This window comes from Fusibacter tunisiensis, assembly GCF_016908355.1.
GTDB lineage: Bacteria > Bacillota > Clostridia > Peptostreptococcales > Acidaminobacteraceae > Fusibacter_D > Fusibacter_D tunisiensis.
The window spans coordinates 1-25,605 of sequence record NZ_JAFBDT010000028.1 but is presented as its reverse complement, the minus strand read 5'-3'; the positions used below and the strand labels follow the sequence as shown (position 1 = coordinate 25,605).

The window sequence follows — 25,605 nt, the reverse complement described above, 5'->3', positions numbered from 1 at the left end:
GGTCAAAAACAAGCCGATTCATCCCCCACCTGCACTCTCACTCCGTGAGCAAGGTGGCTTAGAGGCGGGGGACTTCTCGGCTATTTTAGTTAAAGTTATTGATTACAATGTCGCAAGTGCGTTCAACTTAAATTTGGAAGCGCTTCCTAGTGATGTCACCTTGATTAATAAACTCGAAAGTCCTCTAATCCGATATTTACCTTACCTTTTATCCGGCGCTATGATAATTGTCCTCCAAAGTATTTTAATTTTATACCTTAGAAATAACATAAAAAAGAGGAAGCAAGTAGAACATGAGTTGCTCATCCATAAGAAAGAACTTACAACATCATTTATTGGTGCAGAATCCTTAATTCGATGGGTTAGTCCAAAATTAGGTAGGGTATCTCCCTTGCAATTGATACAAGCTTCTGAAGAAATGGGGCTAATTGTAGAAATCGGCAAGTGGATTATAAAAGAATCATTTTTGATTCTAAAAGAAATTAATACAAAAATAGATGAAAATTTTATCATTAACATCAACATTTCACCAGTCCAATTAATGCATCCCAATTTTTACAATGATTTGAAAGCACTTATTGCTGAAACGGGTGTGACACCTAAAAACATTTGCCTTGAAATGACTGAAACCACTTTGCTGGAACATTCAGAAGCCAGCGAAGACATAATAAAAAAGGCGAAAGATCTTGGCCTAAAAATTGCTCTAGATGACTTCGGTACCGGCTATTCTTCCTTGAGCTATTTTAAGCATATACCAGCAGAAGTCATTAAAATTGACAAACTGTTTGTTGATAATATTGCGGAAAATGAATTTGATCAATATACAGCTAAAACCATCATTGAACTGGCACACCACAAAGGACTTGAAGTGGTGGCAGAAGGTGTCGAATCTGAACGACAAGTTCAAATATTAACCGAAATCGGCTGTGATACCATACAGGGCTACTATTATAGCAAGCCAATTTCCAGTGATGAATTAATGGACCTTTTGACCCCCAAAAAAAAATAAGGGACAGTCCTTCAAGCATAATAAACTGTCCCTTTGTCTTAAAATTTCAGTGTGACCTTAAAAAATCTCCAGTTGCTCTACATCCCCGGTTTCAAACAGGCCACTTTCCAAATACTCGTCACCAGACCTTAAGTCTTTGATCAGTTTCACATCAACATGCTCTTGAGAACTTCCTGCATCCCGAACAACCCTAAGTGAGTAAATCAAATCGAACTGGCTGGTTATGGCACTGGTATTGATATGGGTAAAACAGATTAATTGGGCATCATAGGTCTTGGCGATTTTAAATAAAGGCTCCAGTAAATGCTCGGACGAAACCGGTCCAAAGGGATTGTCCATCACCAAGACCTTTCCAGATTGTTTCCGGCTTAGTTGATACCCCCTTGCATAACTCATCAAGGAAATAAATAAAATGAACACACTGACAAACTCTTCTCCACCAGAAACTTTTCCGACCGCTTCCCAGGGGATTTTTGAGACTTTATTTTGCTCAATCTTGCTGATACTGACTTTAATGCTTCGAATTGGAACATACTCATCAAACAACTTGTCCAGATTCAAGTGACTGTCCAAATATTTATCGAGGTCACCACCCTCATTTTCTTCAATCCGATGTTTGGAATAACTAATAATCGTCTTTAAATAATTCTTGAGTTTTACAACGTCCAGGGTCTCTTTCTTTGGCATCTCAATATATAGCATCTTTTGGTACTTGTCCTTCAACTCAATTGATGAATGCTTGTCTATTTCTCTTAATTGCTCGTATACCGTAGAAACCCTTTCAAACACAAAGTTGTACAACTTTTCTTCAGATTCTTTAACATTCTTTAAATCTGTTTCATGCTTTTTAAGCATCACATCAATGGATGTCCTTGCCTGGTCAAAAACCCTTTTAGTGAACTCATAAGAATAACAATTATCCCCCTTGAACAAGTTCTGGAAAAGACTTCTAAGCAAAGCATTTTCCTGATTGAATTCTACATTCAACCTATTGTAAAACTCGGTCAATCCTTGTTTGATGGACCCAACAGATTTACGCAATCGCCTGAGGTTTTTTACAATTTCACCACTGATCGACTCAATTTCAGCTTCAGTGATTTCAATGGAAAACACTTCAGGCTCCGCATCATGAATTTCATTTTCAGCACCGTCTTCAAGCCGATTTAACGATGCCTTTATAGATGCCCCTAGACTATTGAACCTTGCAATTTCTGAATCATACGCTTTATATTGGGCTTGATTTTCATGCTTTCTCTCCTTGAAATCTGTCCGGACAATGGATTCTCTCGAAGCCAAAGCACCCTCATTAAACTCACCGAGAATCTTTTCTTTCAGTTTTTCCAAGTCAATGCGCTTGTTATCAGTCACTGCTTGTAACTTTATATGTTCAGTTTCAAGTTGTTTTAGGTCCTCTTCAGTCCTTTGGAGTCTTTCCACCAACTCCCTGTGCAGAACTGCATCATAAGATGCGGAAATATAGGAAGATTCCTGCACATTGAGTCCCCTCAACAACGCACGTTTTTCGCTGGTCTGTCTTTGCCATTCATCAACAAGGGATTGAATATCCTTCACTTGACCATGGCTTTGATTATAAGCTAAAAATTTAGCCTCTAAAGTTTCGATCGTCTCGTTGTGAAAAGGATGTTTATTAAAGTTCTTTTCAGCTGTAGCTTGAAATCTCGCCCGTTTGAGTTTAATCTTTTCCAACACGTCATCATTCTTGGTTGTTTTATTGATTAAAGCGGCCTTATCTGTTTTTTTAAGATCTGCTTCTACTTGTATAGAACTCAATAGCCGCTCATTCTCTATAAGCCTCAAATGAACCTGATTTTTCTGTTCTGTAAGTTCCAAGAATTTCAGGTAATCTTCCTTTAACTGGAGGTATTGCTTCCTCTGGCTAACTGCAAACCGACCTGCTTCTTCTTTTTCCTTCAGATCTTTCCGCTTCCTGCCAAGTGCCCCTCTTGTCTCCGTTATAAAAAGAGTCCGGTTTTCAATTGTGTTTCTTAATTGATTAATCTCACCCAAAGTCAGCTCATAAGCTTGGCTTAAACGGTCTTTTGTATGCCAATCATATTCACTAAGAAATGCATCATAGGTAAAGCGAATTTTACGAATTCGTCCGATGCCTTCTTGTATGAGGGCAGAGTCCTCATCAATTTTAGCAATTTCATTCTCATATTTTAAAATTTCTTTTTCTCTGTACGCACGATCCATTAAATTGCTGTCAAAAGATGTATGATAATAAAGACCCTCAATGTTTGAACTTACATCTATCCCTTGAAGTACCTCTTTAATAAACTCATGGGTTACAATTGGGACAACCATGGTCAGATGGTAGGCTTTAATCAAGTCCCTAAACCGCTTCAAATCCTCAGCATCCATAATTAGGGCATATGGCAATACAGTGAAGTGTTCCAAGTAAAGGCTTTCAGGAATCACATCTCCCCGATAGTTCAATAGCCAATTATAACCAAATTCATATCTTATCTGATGACTTTCAAGAAAAGAAGCAAATTCCTCTGGCAATGCATTAAGTTGACCAGCCTTTAAACTTTCCATTCTCTGAGTCACAATGGCTTTCTCCAAGACCAGATGTTGATGTTTTAACTCTCGCTCTTGAATCATCGATTTCAGCTGGGATTCCACTTCATCTTTTTGAAACAGACTGTCCTCTAAAACGCCATATTGTGACAATAAATCTTGGATTTCGGCATATTTTTCGCTAAAATCATCCAATTTTTTCTTTTCATTACTTGCTCGATTTTCCAATGTATTCAACGCGACTTTATCATTAGACAATTTCTGTTCGCTTGATAGAATATTCTGTTCATCTGTTTCAATTTGAATTTCCATAGCCTTGGTTTCTTCAAGGATTCGGTCTAAATCTGCCTGCAGACCTACAAGATAAGCCTCCAAAAGTCCTGGATCATATTCACTTAAAAGGGGATGCTTTTCCCATTTAAAGTCAAGATTTTGCGCATTTAATTGCTTTACACCATCTTCAAACTGACGGATACGGGTAATATAAGCCATTTCCTGGTCCCGATCTGCCCGTATGTCTTGGTTTAAACGAATTATCCGTTCGTTAAGCAACTTAATGCCTTCATCCAACCCTTTCAGTTCCTCTATATATTCATCTTTCAATAAAGTTAAACGGTCAATCTCTATACCGTATTTTTCATTTAGAACGCTCATCAAAGCATCTATTTCAAAATCATTTTCGCTTTCCAAGATTATACTGAGCTCTTCCTGCTTAACCCTCAACGCCTCTTCAATTTTTGCCATTGCATGGTAGAGTTTAATGGCTTCTTGTCTATTTTTTTGATGTGCTATCTCCTGGAGCTTTTCATTTAAAGTCAAAATCTTTTGCTGAAGGGTTTTCGCTTCTTCAATCTTTGCTGCATTATCATCCCATTTTTTATAATACTCATAGCTTGCTTCTTCAAACTTAATGGTCTGTTGTTCGTGTCGGTTGATTTTTTTAAGCGCTTCAAACTTTGAAATTTCATCATGTACATGTAGAGCAAGATTCTTAAACCCTAAATATAGCCCACTTAAATGGTCTACTGCCTTATCCCTTAACGCTTCAGCTTCTTTTAACCCCAAAAGTTCTTTTTCATAGAGTATGCTTTCAGTCACAAACCGATTGTAGATCCTCTCATCTCTTATGATTTGATCATTTTTCACCAGCAGATGGGCATGGCTCCTTACAAGGGACTGGATTTCCACCTTCTCAGAATTGCGATCACTCAATTTATTCTCAATAATAGGTAGTATTTTTTTCTGAATCAAGGTTTCACTTTTTTTTGCATCATTAAAGAAAGACTGCAGTCCAGCCTCTTCCTTATTGATCTTTAAAATCGTTTCACGCCATTCCTGCTGAACAAGGCCATAAATGCCAAGTCTTGTCTCATACCTCTGCTTTGCTTCAGCGGAATCAGACCAGTTGAAAACAAAAACCTTATCTTTATATTTTCTGGCATGCTTGTCCAGGTCATTGACAATTTCATCATAAGTCCGCATCAGTCGGTGCCCCTGGGCATCTCTTTCAACAACTGGAATAGTATGGATATTATAGGTTTCTGTCCGATGGTATTCAATTACAAAGGTGGTTATATGCAAAACATCCTGGTCATCATCCTGTCCACGCCTTCTTCTAACCCGGTTTTGAATCACCAGACCCGTCAAGAGTTTTCCAGCATCGCTGTCGAGAATCCACTCGCTCATGAGCAAGGTCGGTTTATGATTATTTTTGAAGTAATCAGCGAATTTTCGTGTCTTCAAATCTGTTTTTGGAATTACAGGTTGGAGCATCATTTGAGTCAAAACAGTTTTACCACCACCATTTGCAAGAAGCATCATACCGTTGGACCCATTATTAAAATCAAACGTTTCGTCATATATATGTCTCGTGTCGTTATAGGTCAAATTCACCACACGAAACTTGCTTAATTTAGGCATCTCTATTCCTCCAAAAGCACACTATTTTCACTGAAAAGCCGCTCAATTTTCTCTTTACGGTTCTGATCCAGGAACTGGTGGCCCATAAGTGCTGTCAGTTTAGCTGTAGGTCTAATGTTGTCATGACTGTATTGTATGAATAATTTTTGATTCTCAAGAAATTTAACCACACTTCGAACATAACCGAACTTACTGTTTCGGGACCGATGAAATTCGTCGTCCTCTTGAAGGGCACTCCAATGCTCCTTGATTGCAATAACATTGTAGCCCGTGTCTTCCTCTTCATCCAAAATACGTTCTTTCATGGATGCTTTTTCAAGTCTGTCTGAAATCAAATCCACAACCTCACGGATGCTAACATAATCTCTGGTTTTTAAACTTTCGCCAACACCATTATAGAAAAGTTGCAAGAAAAGGGTCATGATATACATGGATAGGTAAGCCGTGATGTTAGTGTTTACAGAGCCTGCAATGTTTCTTAAGTCTTGCATCTTCATGCCGATCACTTCATTGTCTTCATTGGGCATCAGATATATAACATGGTTGTATCTCCGAATCAAAACCTTGAATGACTCGGCAATCTCATCCACTGCCTGCTGAATCAATTTATCACTATAAGCCAAATAAAATTCTTTGTGGTCGTCAATGGAGAGTTCTCCCTTGTCCAAAAGATAGTATACGATTTTTGTGGCCATCACATAGCTTTGATGCAGTTCACTTTTGTGTTGTTCCAATTCAATGACAATTTGTTCATCCATTTATTGGCTCCTTTTGTCTGAAAATTCCATTTCAAAACACCTCAAGTATTTTTTTCCGTTTTCACTTTTAATGGTAATCTTTTCATTGAAGACAACTTGAGTTTCAATAGAATTGCAAGTGTTCAAAGCTTCATGTTGTCTTAATACTCTAGATAGTGTATATCCAAAATCAAAATCCTCCCCAGGGGTATAAACATGGGATTCACTTCCCTTAAGGATGGCTTTAATGTCCAAATGATAATCATTGTGAAGTTGTACAAGAACATTTCGAAGCAGGTCAACATCCTCTACCCTGCTGAATAGGGAGGACAACTTGACACCACTCATCGGATTTTCACGAATGCCCATTAGAATTTGAGTCACAATTTCATCGTAAACCCCATGAATGTATTCAATGCGTTCCTGATACAGTCTCTCTGACTCTTCATCAAATCGCTCTTCAAAAAAAATAGTTTTTTCATCAAGGTCGTTTTCTTCTTCCTCAATCCTTTGCGCAGCATAGGCAAGATTAAAATTGAAAATTCGCTTCATTTTAGGTAAAAACAAAGGCTTCAAGATTTTCGCCATACCCTCAAACGCCTGGATGTTTTCTTCAAAGGGTTCCAATAAGTCTTTCTCGATGTTCAATCGGTTTTCAAAACCAATATAAAGTATATTGCTAATTGCATCATTATAAACTTCACTGAGTGTCTGGTGCTGTTTGAACATTTTGAGTTGCTCTCCAAGCAATTGCTGTAACCGACTTTGAATATAATCGATGTGCCTTAAGTCTTCTTCAAGCTTAATCGTCTCTTTTTCCATATGCTGGCTGTAGTATTGCTCTTTCGTCGTCAAAATCAACTTGTAAAGTTCTTCGTGTTTTTCCTTTTGCTCATTTAGGGTGTCAAAAGTTGTACGATAGGTTTCTTCATAATCCCGAGCAGAAAACATACCAATGTCTTCTTTAATCTGACGAATGTATTCCTGAATTTTAAGAATTTGTTTTTTATTGAGTGTAAACAGGTTATCTACGCTTTCTTTAGCGGACCCGAAATTTCTTTTCTGAATGGCATATTTTAACCTTAATTGTTCAAAATTCATCTGCAGAGCTTCTTCAACTTCCAACGTGCTGAACAAAAATTGAAAGCCTTGAGCTGTCAGGCTATAACTAAACACCTCTTTTCCTTCTGTCTGAACCAATCGATCTTCTATCAATCGTATGAAATAAGAAGTGGGGTTTTGCCCGCTAAAATCATAAGACTCAAAGTAATAGGGTTTCCCCTTGTTTTGGAGGGCGTCCCTCACCAAGTATTTTGCAAGTTCATCGTAATCCACACCCTGATCATCAAATGCCTGTTCTATATGCAAAAACTCGAGATAAGAGGCTATGTCTTTTAACGTACATGATTGCTCTAAAAGCGACTTCTCCATAATGAAACACAAGAGCTGCATCAGCAGATTTAGGGCTTCTTTTTTATCAAGCGCTGTCTGCCTCAACCCTTCTTTTACCACTGCAATCTCATTCATGAAGTGGTGAATTGCAACCAATTCCATACGTTTATGAAAATTATTCAAAAATTCGTACATACTTCCCCCACATTTTCTTGAGTATTCTATGATTCAGGATCTCTTGCGGCAAATATAAATTCTCTGAAAATCTATATACGATGTTCTCTAATTCCTCATGCGAAAAAAATGATAAGACCGTGAAAATCTGATCTCGATTCAAGCTCTTTTGAACCTTATATTTCCGCCAGCACATAGGGTCATTTGCAGCTTTTATCATTGCGTGATACCCGTCTTTCCAAAGTTCAATATTCACGGGATTCACTTTTTCTTTTAGCTTTAAGAATATATTCAGCCCTTCATCATCCAGATCTCCAAAGTAATAATAGTCACTTTCTGTATTTCTGAAGTATTGCTTCTGATGAACTTCAATTTCTTCTATACTGCTTATAATCTTCTTTCCTTCACCATAAATGATGGTGTCAAAGGGCCCCAGCCCTTCTTTCATAAGCTTTCTCATGGTATACCAAGTGTCCTTATTTTCGACAATCAGTATTTTATGAGCTCTCTTTTCTTGTTTCGAAAAATAAATAAAAGGCTCTGGCGTCTTATAGCAGTTCAAGTCTTTAAAATCAATGTTTAATTTTTTAAAAATGGAAATCAGCCGTGAGTCCGTTCCCAATTTTTCCATTCTAAAAATATCATAAATCCGCTCATTAATTGACATTTCTTCTGAAAGTGGCCGGTCTGATCGATTGTGATAAGCGCATATCTTGAGAACCCATTCTCTGTCTTCGCGATACTGACTTATGTGATTCTTATAATAACTTCGGTTAAAGGATAAGGGAAAGTTCATTTCAATTTCACGAATCAAGTCTTCACAAAAATCTTCTTCTTTTTCTTCGATGATTCTGTATTTTTTTGCAAGCGGCGGGATTTTGCCATTGGTATCCTTCCCACCTTTTGTTGCCTTTAACTTACCCTCAGCTACCAACGCACTAATCACCCTATGAAACTCATGATAGTCATGAATTCCAAGTGCCCTTTGTAATGTTTCTACCGATTTAATTCCGCTTTCAAAGCCTGCTACTGCCATACATACCACCTCATGACCATTGTACCACATGTGTACCTGAAAATATAATCATCCCTATAAAGACTAAATGCCATTTTGCCTGTGACAGACAAGGCCCTAAAGCCCCTTGAATTTTCAAATTTGCTTCCAATTAAAAGACACATGCCTATGAAAAAAACTGCCGCTGCACGCCCCTCTAAGACTCCAATAAGCTTTCCAATGGCTTCATATTTAACAATTCCATAAGTAAATACAATTTTATAGTTCACCAACATCATACCAAGTATGGCTAAACTGCGTGCAAAGTCAAATCCTTCTATTCTTTTCATAGGGCCTCCTTCAAATAAACTCATACATCTTCTCTTCAAGCTTTAAATCATGCTCTTTGGCATAGTCCCACATTTTTTCAATGGCAAGATCAATCTCAGTTTCCTCTTTAACAGCTAACATGGTAGTTAAATAGTCAGCTTCAGTCAACTCCAAACACTCTTTTTCATCATAGTCATTTGTCTCGTATCCTATGATGGCCTTCCTTTTGTCCAAATAGGTGACAGTGTCAATTTTATGTAGATTTGGTATGCCTCTAAAGTATTTATATATATCTTTCACCGTGAAGTTTTTATGATTATAAACTTTATATATTTTTTTTAGAAGCCTGCTTGGTATGTGTTTAATGACTATTTGATCTGCTTCATCATTGACTCTTTCGAGATGTTCAATAATATTTTGTGTTTGCGTGTATTTGTCAACTGAAGGTCAAATCAAAGCGCACTTTCTTACGTGCTTCATTGCCCTTGTACTTGCAAGGATTCTTGAACATATAACAGAAGGTAAACACAGTATCACAAAGATGATTGAAAGTCTTAAAAAATGCACTTGTACCAATGTCGACCAAAACTACTACTTATACGATTATTATGATGAAGTTTTAAAAGATGTCGGGGACGTAACAAATGTTGATTTTTCAACGAAGATCAGAACACTTCAACAGATAAAAAAAACATTTCAGAAACCAAAATTTAGACCTGTTACCCTACAAAAAAACGTAAAAAATTAAACCCTTGAAACACACTATTTCCAGTGGGTTCAAGGGTATTTTTTTGTGGTTTTGCTGCAAAAGTCAAGATATTATATCAAACTCATCAGGTTTTGCAACGAAAATTAGCACTATAAAAATAAACTCACTTATTTCTTCAAATGTTAAAAATGAATATCCAATCGACTCCATTTTTCTTCAAAATTGTGATATTAGAATCAAATAAAATAAGCGAAACATCATCATTTGACACAAAACGATAGATAGAACAACTATTCTGTTCCTCCCACTCTGTGAATTCTATTTTTCATACCTACTCAAAGCTTAATTTTTGTGCCTTTCATTCAATAATTTCAAATATTTAAGTCTACATTTGATGGCTTCAATGATAAATACAGCCGAGAGTAGCCAGATACCTGTCTGGCAGTTCGGAACTGCATAGTTGTTGTAGCAATTGAAAACACAGGGTTGTTAATGATAAATCCAGTTGAACTGCCATTTCCGTATTTGGTTAGCATCTCGAGTAAAAGAGACGCTCTAATGGGAATCAACTTAAGTGTCTTTCCTCAGTATCTGCAAATATGCTTCATATACAAAGACTTTATTTCTTCTTTTTTTACCTTCCTGAACAAGAATATCCATCTCTACAAATTTCTTAACTGCACTAGAAATGGTGTTGTAGCTTAATTCGAGGTCTTTGCTGGCTTTAGTAATATCAATAATCGGATGTTCTTCAAGATATTCCAACAGTTTTAAAAATGTTCCTACAGATCTGACATTCTCATTTTCAATTAAATCTTTATTTTTGATATGCAATTGGTTGATTTTATCAATTGATTGTAACGCGTCTGAAGCAGAATCAATAACCGCTCTTAGAAAAAATTTCACCCATTGCTCATAGTTGCCATTTTGTCTGACTTCCATAAGACGCTCATAATATTCATAACGATTGCGCTTCAGAAAGTATGATATATAAAGCACTTCGTGGCTTAGAATCCTTTTTTCTATAAGAAACAATAGAATAAGTAACCTTCCTACTCTACCATTACCATCTAAAAATGGATGTATCGTTTCGAATTGGTAGTGAATAAGTCCAGCTTTAATGAATGGATCCATTTCTTGATCCTCGTTTATAAAGGATTCTAATGCATATAATGCATCGTTCATATCTTCTACATTTGGTGGTATATACCTAGCATTTTTTATAGTACTACCAACCGGACCAATCCAGTTTTGAGAGCGTCTAAACTCACCAGGTTCTTTTTCACTTCCACGACCAGTGTCCATTAGGTCTTGATGTATTTCTTTGAAGAATCGATTTGACAGCGGTAAAGTTTTAAGTCTTTCTACGCCATATTTTGACGTTTTAATGTAGTTAAGGACTTCAGTGACATCCAAATTGATATTCTTATCAATGTCTGGATCCAATATATCATCTAGAGTAGCTTGAGTTCCTTCTATTTGAGAGGATAACAATGCTTCTTTTCTGATATACATAGCAACAAATAAATCGACATTAGGAATACTTGTACTCCTACCTTCAAGAATACCCACAACCCTATTTGATTCGCTAACCAGATTCATTATTTCGTAATCAATTTTTATCTCAGGATTTGGAGGCAACGGACTTGGTTTAAACGATTTATATTGTGAGCCACCTGATAAATTTGTTACATAACGCCCAGCTCGATATTCCATAAATACCTCCAAGATTGAAATAAGAAATAATTTATTGACTCTTTATTTCATTTTAGCATACTAAATTGAAATAACAATAGTTTTGTTTGGACCTTAATTCAATACAAAATTCTTTTTATAAACCCATAATAAAATTATCACTATTTTCAGCGAAAAAACTGACTATCAGAATTTTTGGAGTCAAAACGAACACTTTTTTAATCGATTTTTTCCCAAATCCCACGATTAACAGACCACTTCAGAAAAAATTCTTTATCATGAATCAAAGCGTCAAATATTGGCTCTAAAAACTATTTTTGTCATAAGATGTCCCTCTATGTGTTATTGTTCCCCTTATGGCATCTTTTAACATCTGTCCATCAAATTCAAAAATATTGGATAGATAGTAAATGTCGAAAAAATCCTTCATTCGGCTTGTTCCTTCCATCCGTTTTAAAATTGCATCAAATTTTTCGGCAATCGTACTTTCTAAGGAATAAGTGTATACTTTAGGTTCTTCAAAGTCAGGCAATCTCGTCTTTAAGCTCCGGACAACAGCTTCTGGAACAATCACATCATCCATACCTAAATCAATCGAGAACGGAACTCTAACTTGCTTTATGCGACCTACAAATTTAACAGATAAACCAGGATACTCTTTTTCTTGTGTGATGACTTTTGCCTCTAAAACTTCAAAAGATACAAAATCATTTTCTGTAGAAATATTCACAATTTCTCCCATTATTTTTTTAACTTTATCCATTTCATTGGTCATTTTACGCATAAGAAAATCTATATCTTGTGTCGCTCTACTTTGAAAATTTGTAAGCGTATAAATTAAAAGCCCACCTTTTAGTACAAAATGACTACAGTAAGGCTAAAATGATAGTCTTCTCAAAAATTCTTCTTGGCAAAATAGCTGTAGACACATTTGATAATTAAGCCCAGTTTCGTGAGCTTGCTTTTTTAACCGTGTCAATATAGATGCTCCCAAATCCTTCATAGCCACACGCCTATTGTCTTGCGCATTTTAGTCTCTGTTCTTAGTATTTTTGCATAATCCAATAAACGAGGGATATTTTTCTCGGGATCTTTTATATATGCCTGAATTGCTTTATTAAAAATCTCCACATCCATTTTATTTTCATGCCTCAAGCAGTCACAAATCACATGTTCACGATTGAATATTTTTATTTGAGTTTCTTCAATAAAAACCTCATCTACACCTAGTTCTAACTGAGCTTTCGGAATATAATAAGGTTTCACCATAGGGTAGTCAATTTTAAATCTAGACTTCGTTGAATGCTTATCAACTGCCAAGCACCATTTTGATGGTGTACGATCTGTATAGCCATAAAACTGAAGGGCACTTTCCATACAAAGTACCGCATCTGGAAAAAGTCGTACAATTACTGCCACTTCACTAAATGAACGATCATCTTTCCATTGATAATAACCGTACTTTATTTTTTCAACATATCCTTCTTCAATCAATTTTTTAACAAAGACACTGTATATACGATGATGGCTTAGGTCTTTTGTTCTCATGATGCCATTATGTTTTTCGAAAATTTCTTTGGCAGTTTTAATATCCATAACGGAATCCTTCCTCTAGGGTATTCAAAATTAAGTATTTTTTAATAATGTGTTTCTTTTTATTATATTTGTTTATCTATATCAAATCATTTCAACTTTATCCGCAATTAAAAATATTTGCGGATAAAGTATTAAATCCCTCCTTGAGAAACCATTTCTCAAGAAAGGATTTTAAATTAAAATATTTAAATCATGTTGACTCCAAAATAAATTTGAAATATGAAAAACTAGACGATATGAAGCCATTATAAAATACTAGAAAACATCAAAAATAACTAACAATAAAATTTGACTATCAAACTTTTTGGAGTCAAAATGGAGTCAAGAATTTAATCACCATTCTGGATCACTTTAAAGATTCCACATGCTGCCTAATAATTTTCTCTACACGAAATTTTTCTGCATACTGCATTAATTTAGGAATATTTTTTTCTTTCGAAAATAAATATCTTCTAACAGCTTCATTAAGAATGGCGGGATCTATCACATTTCTATTCCTAATAATGTCACAGATTGTACGTTCTTTATTATAAATTCGAATAGTTCTCCCAAATGGCGTTTTTCCGTCTTCTACACCCAGATTCAGCAAATCACTTTTTATGAAATGGACATAAACACCTTTATCTTTAAACTTAGTCGCGTTATATCCTGATGGCAATGTTACTGTATATTGCAAAGGATCTCTATCCGTCAAATCATGTAAGTAAAGTGCAGTCTCGTGTGAAAAAACAGCTTTTCTACTTCGCGCTTGCAAAACATACATATCATCTTCAAATGCATCTTTTGATAAATATACGCCTTGAGCAACTCTTTCAATATAACCCTTTTTCAAGTATTTGCTTAATAACTGTTTTGATATTCCAGCTTCAACTATGTTTTTTGTTAATAGTACCCCTTCGTTTTTATCAAGCAAATTTTCTAGACATTTTCGATAATCCATATGATCATCCTCCATTGACTTTTGTGCTTATATTGTACACTAGGTAAGCACGAAGGTAAACAAATTGATCTTTTTAAAAAAACAAAAAGCATAAAGATTATTTTTCACAATGCACCATACACCTCTTTATAAATAGATTCTACGTCCATTACATCCTTTTGAACATCTAAAAGTTTAATTTTTGACTTTTGAAATAATCCAATTACTTCATCTAACTGCTCGTGATTACTTAGTTCAACTCTCAGTGCATCTTCAGCAATTAGCTTTATCTTTTCTTTAGGTACACAAGTCAGGGCTAATGCATTTGCTTTAGCTTGATTTGAGACCTGAAAAATATAGCTGAACTGTTCATTCAGCGCACTTGGTGGTTCAATCATCCTACCTTGGTTAATGCATATAATGCGATTCGCGAGCTTCTCCACCTCACCAAGTTGATGCGATGAGAATAAAATTGCGATATCCTCAGTCGCCATCAAGTGTTCAAGTGTACTTCTAAGGTGTATGATTCCAGTAGGATCAAGCCCATTACTCGGTTCATCTAAAATTAAGAATCTAGGCTTACTCATGATTGCAATCCCAAGGGCAAGCCTTTGCTTCATTCCCATAGAATAACCTGATGCTTTGCGGTCTAAAGCATCTCTAAGTTCAGTAAAATCATATATTTCCTCAATGCGTGTCTTTGATATTTTTCTAAGACCAGCAATTAGTTTGATGTTCTCTCGGCCTGTCATATCCATATATAACCCAGGGCTTTCAATCAGTGCAGATTGAGACGCCAGTGCCTTTTCTCTGTCTTTAGATAAATCATGACCATTCACTTTTATAACACCACTATCCGGAAATATGAGATTACAGATACACTTCATCGTCGTCGATTTTCCTGCACCATTTGGACCAATAAAGCCAACGATTTCATGTGGTTTTACATTAAAAGTGACATCCTTTAAAACATGTTTTTTACCAAAACTTTTATTCAAATTGGATACTTCTAAAACAAACTGACTCATCATTGCCTCCACAAATGTTTATTCGTATATTTGAATGCTCATTTTTTTTATAGGTATGGGTTCTAATGGAACGTGATGCTGTTTATTATCATTAGATTCTTTTACTGGAAGTTGATTGATGGCTTCTATCACTTCAAAGCCTTCATATACTTGTCCAATAATAGTGAAACGTCCATCGAGGCTTGGCATTCCACCTTCTTTCTGATATACTTCGATAATCTCTTTGCTATAGGATTCCTCACCAAGATATTTCATTAGGTCAATTTCTTCTTGACTCACATCCCCACCAACAATAAAAGCCAAACTCGGTGAGACAAATTCTCCAACTTGATAAATCAGACTGACGGCTCCTTTAATATGCTTAAGCTCTGGTGATTTTTCAAGAGGGTAGTAGGTCTTATCAGCATCATCCATATCATCTGGGAAAGTTGATTTGTAATCAATCTGAATGGCCGTACCGGGCTCGATTCGATCAAATGAACCATTGCTGTAATAGCTTGAATCGGCATACCCTTTCAAGATATCAACACCTTGTGGTGAAAGTTTCTCAAATAATACAAATTTTATAACACCAAGCTCTGTTTCTATGACTACTATAGGATCGCCTGAACTTGGTAGTTGCAATTGTAATGGATTCAAATCCTCCCTTACATTCTGAACTTCAGGCGTTTGGGTCGCACTTTGACTACAGCCCACTAAAAATAATAGCATTAATAGAATTGGTATTGCTCTGTAGAATATATTGCGCATATTATATGGCCTTCCTTTTAAAAATCTGACACCCAACCATCACTAAAACAACCGTTGAAAAAAATAAAATGATTATGGAAGAGAGTGGTGTAATATTATAAAGTCCTTCAATGATTCGTGTTGGCCTAAACAGTGTGAATGGAGACACATTGATCTGCTCACCATGTGTGAATGGTATCGATAAAAGGATTATGACACCCATAGAGGACAAAGTGGCAGCTAAGCTCAGCTGAGCATTATTGATAACCGTTGAGATCAATTGTACAAACGCTACAATAAAGGCAGTGAAAAAAAGTGTCAAAATAAAAATGGAAACGATGTAGCCCGCAAGAGACATATACGAAACGTCTGGATGAAATATCCATATATTTGTCATCGGAACACTAGTTGCTATATGACCAATTCCTCGTGTTGCAAGCGTCGCTGGTTCACCACCCTCTGATGTCATCGCATAATTGGCGATTGGAACAATTCTTGAAAATATGCCCTGAAGATATGGCAACGGATACTTTAGACCGGAATTACCCGTCTTTATGAATATTGCTGCAAATACTATGAAAATTGGAATAAAGAGTGCAGTCATGATTTGAATTACACCACTGATCCATTTTGCTAGATATATTTTACTACGATGCATAGACTGAGTAATGAGTAGTTTCAGAGAACCGTTTTCTTTCTCTTTATTAATGGATTCAAAACTGAAAAATACACCTAAAAATAATAGTGCGATTGGTAATACATCATCCATATATCGGTAAAGAACAGATGCTGTCGTATTCTCATCTGTATATTCGATACGCAGTTCATTTTCATAAATACTTTGATAAAACCTCGCAGCGGTCAAGTAAGTACCTAAACGATCGGGATACGAACTTGAAAAGGGTCTAAAGTCCACAGATTCAAAAGAGATATTTCCACTGACATCTTGCCATAAGTCACCAATGACACTCTCGACTCCAGCTTCACTTATTTCACTACTTCCCACACCAAACATCTTATAAGTCAAAAGCATATGAAAGCTGGATAGACGTGCATATTCAATGTAATCATCCTCAAATGCCGCTTGCTCTCTTTGCTTCATAGTATTTGAAAACAAATCAAAAGATTCTACAGCCTTTAAATATGCTGCTTTTCGTTTTTCGGTTTCAGTTGCTATCCAGTCGTATGAATTGGTCGTCAAACTGACAGGATAATCTCCAAAAGATCTTGAATCTTTTAGTGTTTTCGCCTTTCCCATATCCATAACGATTGCAATGATCAACACAATGATGACTACGACGAAGAAAGAGGAACGCAATCTTCTTTTTAACTCAAAACAAATCAAACCTTTCATCAACGTCCTCCTATTGTTTATCTGTAAAGTCTTTTTGTTTAAAATAGAATCCACCAATCAATAAGCTCACAGCCCCCAAAATTAGATTAAGTACATTGCAAAGTATAAAGTTCGTTTGTTTCGTCACTTGAATGACATCACTGACAAACAATCCCATAAAAGGGTACCACATATGAACAGGTGATGTCTTCTGAAGAAGTGTCCCAAGGATAAAAGTCAATAATAAAACACTAAAGACAATAAACAATGTTTGATCTACTTTATCAGTCAAAACTGCCACCATAGTCAGCATAAAAATAAATGAGTACATCACACTATTGAGTAGAATAAAACCTTTAAGAATATATTCTGAACTTGAAATAATGATTGGTTCCGCTTTTTTCCCTATAATTGATAGCCCGTAAAGACTTTCTCTAGACACAACAGGATCAGCCCAATTCCCTAGACCACCTATTATTACAGAAATACTAAACCTTAGCAAAATTGCACCGGTCAATAATATTACCGATGCGATAATCATTGTCAACACCTTCGAAACATAAATCGACAATCTGCTTTTAGGCAAAGTCATTATCAGCTTATAGGTTCCACCTGAGCTCTCTATCAAGAACACATCCAAGACGATGAATATAATGAAAATAGTGAGGATAAACAGGTTTTCATATGAAAAAAATGCTCTTAATCCACTAACACCAGTCACAGTGTAAGGATTTAGAACGACTTCATCTTTATACGTGTTCCAATACTCAGCAAGTGCTAAATCTTGTTTTAAATCATCAATATGATAATTTCTTTGTAGAATTTCTTCTTCAGTAAATAGATCTCTTTCAAGAGCATCGATAAGACTCTGAAATAAATGTACTTGCGAGTAAACAATAAAAGCATCATTACTCTTTTCTTCTTTTTGCATAAAAAAACCAATATTACTTTGCGCCCGTGTTAAATTGGTGAACAACTCAAGTCTATCACTCATCCGAGGTTCAACGACACCCTTCAAAGACTCAAGATTAGATATTTCAGCATCAATAGCTGCAGCCTTAACTCCTGAATACTCTGACAGTCGTATGAAATACGCTCCTTTTTCGTTCAAATAGGTTTTACTTTGGTAGTACTGAAATCCTATAGATGCAAAAATATATACAATTAACATGGCAACAACAATTCGGTTTTTACGAAACTTAGCTAATTTATACAGTTCGATTTTCAACAAAGATAGCAAGTTATCGCCTCCTTAATCTACAATCAAGATATTATATACTCAATTAAATTATGCCCTTATTATTGTAACTTATTTATATGATATAATAAAATAGGAATAATTAATACCCGATAGAAATCGGGGAAGGAGTTACCTTTGTTTGAATCATATGATCTGAATCAATTTGGAAAGAAAATGAAAGCTATAAGAAATTCACTCGGTTATTCACAATCTTTCGTTGCGGAATCTATTGGAATTAATGTAGATACATTGAGAAAGTTAGAAAATGGTTATACAATACCTCGTTATGACACTTTAGCTCATTTAAGTCAATTTTACAAAACTGATATTCACAAACTGTTCAATACATATAATAAGAACAAGTTCATTTTCGAATTCTATGATAAATTGGATTTTCTGATGCTTCGCGGGAAGTTTAATGACATTAAAAAAATACATGAAGATTTTATGACTTCCTTGAATACTTCTAATCAAATCGATTTAATTAATCCATTGATTTTTAACCAAATCGATGGTTTACTATATGCAACAAGTGTTCGATATCAAGGGCATATTGAATTGGCTCTTGAAACAATATTAAATTCAATCAAATTAACCATACCAGACTTTGATATTGCTAACTTCGCTTCATTTCGTTATACCTCCTTTGAAATCAGGCTGTTGCTTGTTGCTGCGACTTGCTTAGGAGACCTGAGACAATGTGAACAAAGCATACAAATTTCCGAATATATTTTGACTATTATTGACAGCACACTATATAGTGATAAAATTGAGGATTTATATGTAATAAAGTCTCTATCACATATTTCATACAATTATCACAGGCTTGACAAACATGATAAAGCGCTTGAATATGCGCAGAAAGGCATTGGAATATCACTAACAAAAGGACATTTTGACTTGCTCCATTTCCTTTTTCTAAGAAAAGCAGTCGCAGAAATGGAACTTCAGATTGATTCTTATGTTGAAACTTTTAAAAAGTGTCTCTATGTCATAAAAATTACAGATGATGACGTCCACTATAATCATATGTTGGAACTCATAAAGAATAAGTATGAGTTAGATTTTTCGAATTTATGATTCGATGTGATAAATGTGTTTGTTTGCCTCGAAAAACAAAATGCACCCTTCTGATTGACAAGTTTATACTTTCACTTGTTATTCAAAAGGGTGCATTATTCTTTAGTTGCTTAATTCTTTCAATTTTATATCTATTTACTCATGAAATGGTGATAGTACTGAAACATATGATATGATGTGTCACCAAATACAATGAAATATCATCATATGTCACTCATGAAAAATTTTGGGTTATTCCCACTCCGTAATTTTATGATTTTCATAGTTTGCACCCGTTGATATTACTATCTTTCTTATCAACGATATAATAAAATATACCCTATTATTAGAGTTATTACAAATTATGTGTATCATACGTGTATCACGGATTGAGTGGTTTAATATTCTCTGGATCAGTAATATCATATCCAACATATTTGGATAAGAACTTGTCTAGATCAGATTTTCTCACCTTGAGTGTTCCAAGTTTCAATGCCGGTAAAAGACCGGTACTTATCAACTTATAAACGTAATTACGATTACATTTTAGAATCTTAGATACTTCAGTCACAGTATATATTTGAGTAGTATCATACATCATTTTGCCTTTCAACGGAAGTTCCCTTAGACTCAACAAACCATTCATAGTTTGCATTTCTAGCATTCAATGTAAGTTCCATCATTTTAAAATCAACGACCCTTAGAAAATTTTCTCTTTCCTTCACTATCATACCAAGATCTTTATTATATAAATTGATAAGATATTGAGGTTTTGGTCCACTTAACTTTGAAAGATATGTTTCACGAGCAGTTTGTAATGCTGGTTTACCAGCAGCCTTTCTTGAAAAAACAAATCCTAATTTAGCTTCATTCTTATCCATAATGCTCGACAACTTGTGGAAGTAAGTGGTTCCTGGTGAAGATGCTTCATTCTTACATTCAATGATAAAATATGGTGTCATGAAATTCATTAATGATGGATATGATGTTGATATTGGTTGCTGCACTACACAATCAAATTGGTTTGTGTATGAAGTTAATTTGGTTGTTCCACTTACGTGCTTTATTGAAGTCACAATTTTTAGAGCCAATTCTTCTAGAACTTCCCCTTTTTTAGTAGTGTTTTTGCCATAATCATTGTCTAGACTTTCAAATAATTGGGTCATTTCATCATATGCTGATTCATCTGGATTATAATATGCCTCATATATCTTGAATTTATCATTCGCTAATGAATCAGCTCTACTAAAATTTTCTTGATGACCGTTCGATTCAGTCCCCAATCTTTTCAAAATTTCTTTTTTAATTTCTTCTTTACTTGCTTCAGGATTTTTGATTACCTTATACGTCTTATAGATATTATCAAATGAGATTCTAAACTCCTGATCACATCTATTACATGTAACAACCGAATTAACTTTGTCAGCTATTTGATCCAAAGTAATATGTTCTAATGGCATTTCACACTCATCATTATCACATCTAATTAAGTATTCTTCTTCGAAAATACCTTGCTTTATACAATAATCAATTATTACTTCAGCAATTGAAGTATCGATTCCAAATTTTGATGCAATCATTGATAACGTTAATCCCTTTTTACTTCTATTAGGTAGAGTTGCCAACCAATAATCAAAATTTGAGATTAACTCTTCATTAAGGATTTTAGAAATGCTGATAAATTGTTTGTATAACATTATTAATATCCCCCTCTTCCGCATGTTGAACCGTCTTAAAGTAACCATATCCTTTATAGTTACCAAACTTTACACTAAAAAATTTAGCAGTTTGATATAATTCAACTTGCTTCTTGAAACTCAAATTAATAACTTTACATCTCCCACTTTTAATGACAGCCTTTTTGCCATCAAAAAATGCTGGTGTGCATTGTAAAGGTTTGCTATCACTAGATACAGTGTCAACTCTTGTTAAGTCAGCTTCATCTTCAGAACTAACCTTTGTCAGGTATGCTAACCTATTTTGTTTGAATATTTCTTCGTTATCAACCGAGAGTGAAATATATTTTTCCAAAAATATTCCGAGATCGTCAAGCGCACTACCCAACTCATTATAATCCAATTCCAAATCATCAAACACATCTTTGGCAAATTTACTTTTTAGTTCTTCTACTTGATTCATCTTCTCGATAACAAATTCTGGAGTCATTGAAAATTCATTGTAAAGTTTATAATTCAATATTTGTGAATTAACGCTGCTAGTTGCTTCTACATCTACTCTCATAAATGAGAATGCATTTTCAACCAATTTAATGCATTGAACAATTTGTGTAACTGTAGTTACTTTATTGTCCTTTACCAAAAGGTTTTCTTCATCATACTCGTACAATGTTGCCTTACCTTTTGATCGTCCAATAATAAAACCTTCCTTCATATCAACATCAACAAAAACTGGATAAATTCTTGATTGTCCAGTAGTATTCACTTGGCTACCTTCTAAATACAACCTTGAAAATGTGAATGAAATCATAGCAATTTCATCATCTTCTTTTTTTATCTCATATTTAACCAATTTCATCTCGTAAGAGTTAGTTGTCTCAATAATATTAGAGTCAATATAATCTGGAAAAGCCTGTAAAATCAAATCAGTTATAATACTTTCATTAATACCCATTTGATCCGATATGTAAAATTTTCTGTAGCAAAAATCTTTTGTTCCTTCTTTTATTGCCTTGCTTAACCATGTAATAGCATTAGTCTTATTAGCATCACTTTCACTTGCAAAATTACGTAAAGCCGTTATCAATTCATCTTTCACTTCCGCTAATGGGACGTTATTACTTTTTAAAAACCTCTTCAGCGGTGGTACTTGTAGATAATCACCTTCAGTAAACGTCAATGGCAGATTAAATCTCATTATACACCTCTCAATTTTTATTCTTACAGAAATTATACATTTAATTTTGACGTTAAACCATTAAAATTGGAAAATCTATCAAGTTTTTTTCTATCCTCATAAAATAATGAATTATGGATAATTTGATTTCACTCTTCCACTCACATAAAAAGTGTCACAAAAAAGTGTCAGTTTTAATACTTACATTTTGTAACTTTTTCTTAAGCTAACTAATTTGGTCATTAAAGTACGTATTTCTAGCCATTTTATAGAAAAAAATCAATTAGTGTCAAAACTTACAAATATTAAGTTTAATTATTTGAGATTTAACCCATCACCGAATAATTTATTTTTGTGATTTTTTTGATTTTTCCAGTACTTTTGGACACATGTAATCTCGAAGGAGACAGTTATGAATACTATAAGTGAAAGGTGGTGATCTTGTGATCAAATATTGGTTCAATCATACTGAACAAGAGAAGGAACATATTGAGCATTTGGCTCAAAAACATGGGTTAATGGTGGCATACGGACCATCTGAACATGATGTAACAACAATTAGCATTGAAAAAGGTGGTGTGGTGATAACTGAAGACCCTCAAGCATCTAATGTAGTGGTCTTAAGGGAATCATGCACAGACCTACTCTATGTGATCCCTGTTAAGGACATCTTGAATATTCGCGTATTCAGATGATTCAAATGATAAAGGTGCAATGAATCTAGAAATCTAGAACATCCATTGCACCTTTATCATTTTTTTGGATTGTAAACCTACATTGGCTTAAATTGATATCACTGTCCCCTCACTGAATGCCCACACTGGCTTTTATATATTGAGATGAGCTTTCCCATCAAACAACACTCCTGTATGATATTGGGCACTCTCAACCATTATTATAAGGGGGTTCAAATCATCTACTCATACACCCCTTCCGCTGCTACTGACATTGACTCATAGAGTCTTTCTTCAAGTTTTGTGACCACACCATCGATATCAAGTTCACTATTTACCGCCATTTCATTCTTCATATCGATTTTGATTTCAGCGGTAGTGAATCTATTGATCACGTCACGTTCAGATATCTCTCGAAGATATTTGAGTTCTTCAGCAGATAGTTCCATGGAATCTTTCATTGATCCGGTGTTGTCTGCTATTTCTGCGGTTTTCATGAACGTTTCTTCGTTTTTATTTGCAAGTGCATCCACCTTCGCAGCATTTATTTCAGCTTGACGGGTTGCATTCGCATTGATTGCATCGGTTTGCATGGTCAAAAGTTTTGCATTACGTTCTTCGACTTTGGAATCGATTGAAGTTCTGTAACCTTCAAGACTTGCGTTCCTTGCTTGTTTTTCAGCTTCATTTTCAAGTTGTGCTGCTGATCCGAAAGTGACTTCGCTGATCATACCAATCGAAACACCAGGAATCTTATTCAGTAAACTAATGAAATCATTGATGATTCCAATCGCACCATTCACCATATTTTGAAGTATAGTGAGGACGTTCGCTTTCATGTCACCCATGATGTTTGCAATTCCTACACCAACGATCATGAGTCCAACTGTGAGCATATCCCACATATTGAGAACACCATAAACACCTGTCATGATTGCTATTTTGAAACCATCCCAAGCGGTCAACATCACATTCATTGTGATCATCCATGCGACTTTTATTCCACCGACTGATTGGACCCATTTATAAATAATGCCTATTAAAATTCCGATTGCAATTGCCACCCATAAGATCGGGTTCGATAACATGGTTGCTATCAATGCCCTATTCTCTTGCACTGCTAACCATGTTGCAGCTGCACTTAATCCCATTGCTACCGCATAAAATCCAACTGCGACCGCAAGTCCCCAGAATACCGGTTCAATGGTTGACCAATTATCATAAATAACTTGCGCACCACGTCCGATTGTTTGGATGACCGGTTCAAATGTCTGAAGCATCGTGTTTCCAATTATAGTTGCGACTTGACCAAATGTCATTGGCAGTTCAGAAAACTTTTGATTTGTCTGATCCGCTGAAGCAAACAATGCGTTCTTGATGACATCCGCGGTGATTAAACCTTCAGATGACATTTTTCGAAGTTCACCAACCGATTTACCCATGTATTCAGCAATTGATTGTGCAAGAAGTGGTGCATTTTCCATGATGCTTCTGAACTCATCACCTTGCAATCTTCCGGCTGCCATCGCTTGGGTTAATTGATACATCGCATTGGTTGATTCACTGATGCTTGAACCACCAATCTTGAACTGTTTGTTGATTTGTTCAGCGAAGAAAATCATTTCATCATTTGATCCGAACGCTTCTTTGGCAAGAATACCAAGCTTCGAAACTGCTGAAGCGGTGTCCATGTATGACGTTCTTGATTTTTGAGCAGATTGGAATATTTTTTCTTGTAGTTCTGCGGTTGTCTGAAGTCCATCATTCATCAAATTGAGTCTTGCAGTTGTAGAGGTCATTTCATCAGAAAGCTGAATGATTTGCCTACCACCAAAAGCAAGACCAAGTGATACTGCGATACCTTTGAATTTTCCAAGTAATGCATTTGCACCGTTGGTTGTGTTTCGCTGAACTTGGTTGAATTTTTCTTGTTGATTAGTAGCAGCAGAAATACTTTGCTCGATCTCATTGAATACCATTTCGGCTTTATTCAGTTCAGTTCGTGCTGCTTGAATGGTTCTGGTGTCGATTGCACTTGATGATGCATTATTAAGTGCTTCAAAGCTACTTATAACCATATTCATTGTACTGTTCATAGATCTAAAAGCCGGGGACATGCCATCTTGAATCCTTATCGCACTTCTTAGTGTTCCCAATATATCACCTACCCTTCTTAATTGACCTTCTATCACGCTCAAATATGAGCATTGTTCTGTATAATTCTCTCATTGGTTCATCCGATTTTTTCTCATTGAGATAGTTAATTGAGAAGCTAATTTCATAGTCCTTCATTTTAACAATCTTCATCATACGCCTTTTTGCAATCTCATAACCTGGATGATCTTTATTAAGTACAATGACCCCATCTTTAGTCAATCGTGCAAACTCATTAATCTCATCAAGCACACTTCCACCAAGTTCTATTTCCGGCATTAAAGGTATTAGATTGAATCGTACCGCCAATAGTTCTTTACCTAAAACATCAATGTTTCTGTTCATTTTCTTTACCTGCCTTTCAAATCATTTTCAGCTTCCAAATTCTTGAAAGCAACGTATTCTGTTGATGATATTCTTGGACAGTGTAATATAAAGTGTGTAAGTTCCAAAAAACTCTTGGAAAATCAAAGAGTTTTGATTATGATTATGAAAGGATTACATCATGGAAGGAAT

23 protein-coding genes and 1 pseudogene are annotated in these 25,605 nt (G+C 35.3%); 4 read left to right on the top strand and 20 right to left on the bottom strand.

Annotated features, from left to right (window positions below; all coding sequences use genetic code 11):
- The coding region (locus tag JOC49_RS11440) for an EAL domain-containing protein (protein WP_204665173.1) at positions 1–1,009 on the top strand (1,009 nt) is incomplete at its 5' end.
- 57 nt (positions 1,010–1,066) lie between these two features.
- Here the strand turns inward: JOC49_RS11440 and JOC49_RS11435 are convergent.
- From JOC49_RS11435 to JOC49_RS11410, 6 genes are read right to left on the bottom strand one after another with little or no spacing between them, the layout of a single operon-like run.
- Positions 1,067–5,473 carry a coiled-coil domain-containing protein gene (locus JOC49_RS11435; protein WP_204665172.1) on the bottom strand — a complete coding sequence of 1,469 codons (4,407 nt, stop codon included), beginning with the start codon at positions 5,471–5,473 and terminating at the stop codon, positions 1,067–1,069.
- Between the two features lie 2 nt (positions 5,474–5,475).
- Positions 5,476–6,231, bottom strand: a complete 756-nt coding sequence (locus JOC49_RS11430) for a DUF6063 family protein (RefSeq protein WP_204665171.1) — start codon at positions 6,229–6,231, stop codon at positions 5,476–5,478.
- Positions 6,232–7,797, bottom strand: a complete 1,566-nt coding sequence (locus tag JOC49_RS11425) for a hypothetical protein (protein WP_204665170.1) — start codon at positions 7,795–7,797, stop codon at positions 6,232–6,234.
- Positions 7,778–8,812: a Wadjet anti-phage system protein JetD domain-containing protein gene (locus JOC49_RS11420; protein WP_204665169.1), complete on the bottom strand. Its 1,035-nt coding sequence runs from the start codon at positions 8,810–8,812 to the stop codon at positions 7,778–7,780. The genes JOC49_RS11425 and JOC49_RS11420 overlap by 20 nt, the downstream gene beginning before the upstream one ends.
- Positions 8,803–9,120, bottom strand: coding sequence for a hypothetical protein (locus JOC49_RS11415; RefSeq protein ID WP_204665168.1), 318 nt, complete (start codon positions 9,118–9,120; stop codon positions 8,803–8,805). Before JOC49_RS11415 ends, JOC49_RS11420 begins: the two co-directional genes overlap by 10 nt.
- A gap of 10 nt (positions 9,121–9,130) precedes the next feature.
- Positions 9,131–9,400, bottom strand: coding sequence for a hypothetical protein (locus JOC49_RS11410; protein ID WP_204665167.1), 270 nt, complete (start codon positions 9,398–9,400; stop codon positions 9,131–9,133).
- Positions 9,401–9,527: 127 nt separating this feature from the next.
- Here JOC49_RS11410 and JOC49_RS11405 point away from each other — a divergent pair, with 127 nt between their 5' ends.
- Complete coding sequence (locus tag JOC49_RS11405) at positions 9,528–9,848, top strand: hypothetical protein (protein ID WP_204665166.1); 321 nt, start codon at positions 9,528–9,530, stop codon at positions 9,846–9,848.
- 332 nt (positions 9,849–10,180) lie between these two features.
- On the opposite strand, the gene JOC49_RS11400 is transcribed toward JOC49_RS11405, so the two are convergent.
- From JOC49_RS11400 to JOC49_RS11360, 9 genes and pseudogenes are all read right to left on the bottom strand, one after another.
- Positions 10,181–10,378, bottom strand: coding sequence for a hypothetical protein (locus tag JOC49_RS11400; protein WP_204665165.1), 198 nt, complete (start codon positions 10,376–10,378; stop codon positions 10,181–10,183).
- 1 nt (position 10,379) lies between these two features.
- Positions 10,380–11,525, bottom strand: coding sequence for a Fic family protein (locus JOC49_RS11395; RefSeq protein ID WP_204665164.1), 1,146 nt, complete (start codon positions 11,523–11,525; stop codon positions 10,380–10,382).
- Positions 11,526–11,808: 283 nt separating this feature from the next.
- Positions 11,809–12,366 (bottom strand): annotated as a pseudogene (locus JOC49_RS11390) (nucleotidyl transferase AbiEii/AbiGii toxin family protein); the annotation flags it as partial.
- A 137-nt stretch (positions 12,367–12,503) separates the two neighbouring features.
- On the bottom strand, positions 12,504–13,100 hold the full coding sequence (locus JOC49_RS11385) for a type IV toxin-antitoxin system AbiEi family antitoxin domain-containing protein (protein ID WP_204665163.1): 597 nt from the start codon (positions 13,098–13,100) through the stop codon (positions 12,504–12,506).
- 346 nt (positions 13,101–13,446) lie between these two features.
- A complete protein-coding gene (locus JOC49_RS11380; RefSeq protein ID WP_204665162.1) occupies positions 13,447–14,040 on the bottom strand; it encodes a type IV toxin-antitoxin system AbiEi family antitoxin domain-containing protein in 594 nt (197 codons plus the stop codon).
- Between the two features lie 104 nt (positions 14,041–14,144).
- Complete coding sequence (locus tag JOC49_RS11375) at positions 14,145–15,047, bottom strand: ABC transporter ATP-binding protein (RefSeq protein WP_204665161.1); 903 nt, start codon at positions 15,045–15,047, stop codon at positions 14,145–14,147.
- 18 nt (positions 15,048–15,065) lie between these two features.
- The gene (locus tag JOC49_RS11370) at positions 15,066–15,797 is read right to left on the bottom strand and encodes a peptidylprolyl isomerase (protein WP_204665160.1); all 732 of its coding nucleotides are present in this window, start codon (positions 15,795–15,797) and stop codon (positions 15,066–15,068) included.
- A 1-nt stretch (position 15,798) separates the two neighbouring features.
- The gene (locus JOC49_RS11365) at positions 15,799–17,130 is read right to left on the bottom strand and encodes an ABC transporter permease subunit (protein WP_204665159.1); all 1,332 of its coding nucleotides are present in this window, start codon (positions 17,128–17,130) and stop codon (positions 15,799–15,801) included.
- 10 nt (positions 17,131–17,140) lie between these two features.
- The gene (locus JOC49_RS11360) at positions 17,141–18,349 is read right to left on the bottom strand and encodes an ABC transporter permease (RefSeq protein ID WP_204665158.1); all 1,209 of its coding nucleotides are present in this window, start codon (positions 18,347–18,349) and stop codon (positions 17,141–17,143) included.
- Positions 18,350–18,484: 135 nt separating this feature from the next.
- Between JOC49_RS11360 and JOC49_RS11355 the strand changes: the two genes are divergently transcribed.
- Positions 18,485–19,429: a helix-turn-helix domain-containing protein gene (locus JOC49_RS11355; protein ID WP_204665157.1), complete on the top strand. Its 945-nt coding sequence runs from the start codon at positions 18,485–18,487 to the stop codon at positions 19,427–19,429.
- A 361-nt stretch (positions 19,430–19,790) separates the two neighbouring features.
- Here JOC49_RS11355 and JOC49_RS11350 read toward each other — a convergent pair whose 3' ends face one another.
- Genes JOC49_RS11350 through JOC49_RS11340 form a run of 3 tightly spaced genes read right to left on the bottom strand, consistent with a single transcriptional unit; the run spans position 19,791 to position 22,282 of the window.
- Positions 19,791–20,006 carry a helix-turn-helix domain-containing protein gene (locus tag JOC49_RS11350; protein ID WP_204665174.1) on the bottom strand — a complete coding sequence of 72 codons (216 nt, stop codon included), beginning with the start codon at positions 20,004–20,006 and terminating at the stop codon, positions 19,791–19,793.
- Positions 19,999–21,105 (bottom strand): hypothetical protein, encoded by a 1,107-nt coding sequence (locus JOC49_RS11345; RefSeq protein ID WP_204665156.1) that lies wholly within the window; start codon positions 21,103–21,105, stop codon positions 19,999–20,001. The genes JOC49_RS11350 and JOC49_RS11345 overlap by 8 nt, the downstream gene beginning before the upstream one ends.
- Positions 21,074–22,282 (bottom strand): hypothetical protein, encoded by a 1,209-nt coding sequence (locus JOC49_RS11340; RefSeq protein ID WP_204665155.1) that lies wholly within the window; start codon positions 22,280–22,282, stop codon positions 21,074–21,076. Before JOC49_RS11340 ends, JOC49_RS11345 begins: the two co-directional genes overlap by 32 nt.
- 422 nt (positions 22,283–22,704) lie before the next feature.
- Here JOC49_RS11340 and JOC49_RS11335 point away from each other — a divergent pair, with 422 nt between their 5' ends.
- A complete protein-coding gene (locus JOC49_RS11335) occupies positions 22,705–22,956 on the top strand; it encodes a hypothetical protein (protein ID WP_204665154.1) in 252 nt (83 codons plus the stop codon).
- A 221-nt stretch (positions 22,957–23,177) separates the two neighbouring features.
- Here the strand turns inward: JOC49_RS11335 and JOC49_RS11330 are convergent, their stop codons facing one another.
- Together JOC49_RS11330 and JOC49_RS11325 are read right to left on the bottom strand one after the other, a co-directional pair.
- Complete coding sequence (locus tag JOC49_RS11330; RefSeq protein ID WP_341534681.1) at positions 23,178–25,127, bottom strand: tape measure protein; 1,950 nt, start codon at positions 25,125–25,127, stop codon at positions 23,178–23,180.
- Complete coding sequence (locus JOC49_RS11325) at positions 25,096–25,434, bottom strand: hypothetical protein (protein ID WP_204665152.1); 339 nt, start codon at positions 25,432–25,434, stop codon at positions 25,096–25,098. The genes JOC49_RS11330 and JOC49_RS11325 overlap by 32 nt, the downstream gene beginning before the upstream one ends.
- Between the last annotated feature and the right edge of the window lie 171 nt (positions 25,435–25,605).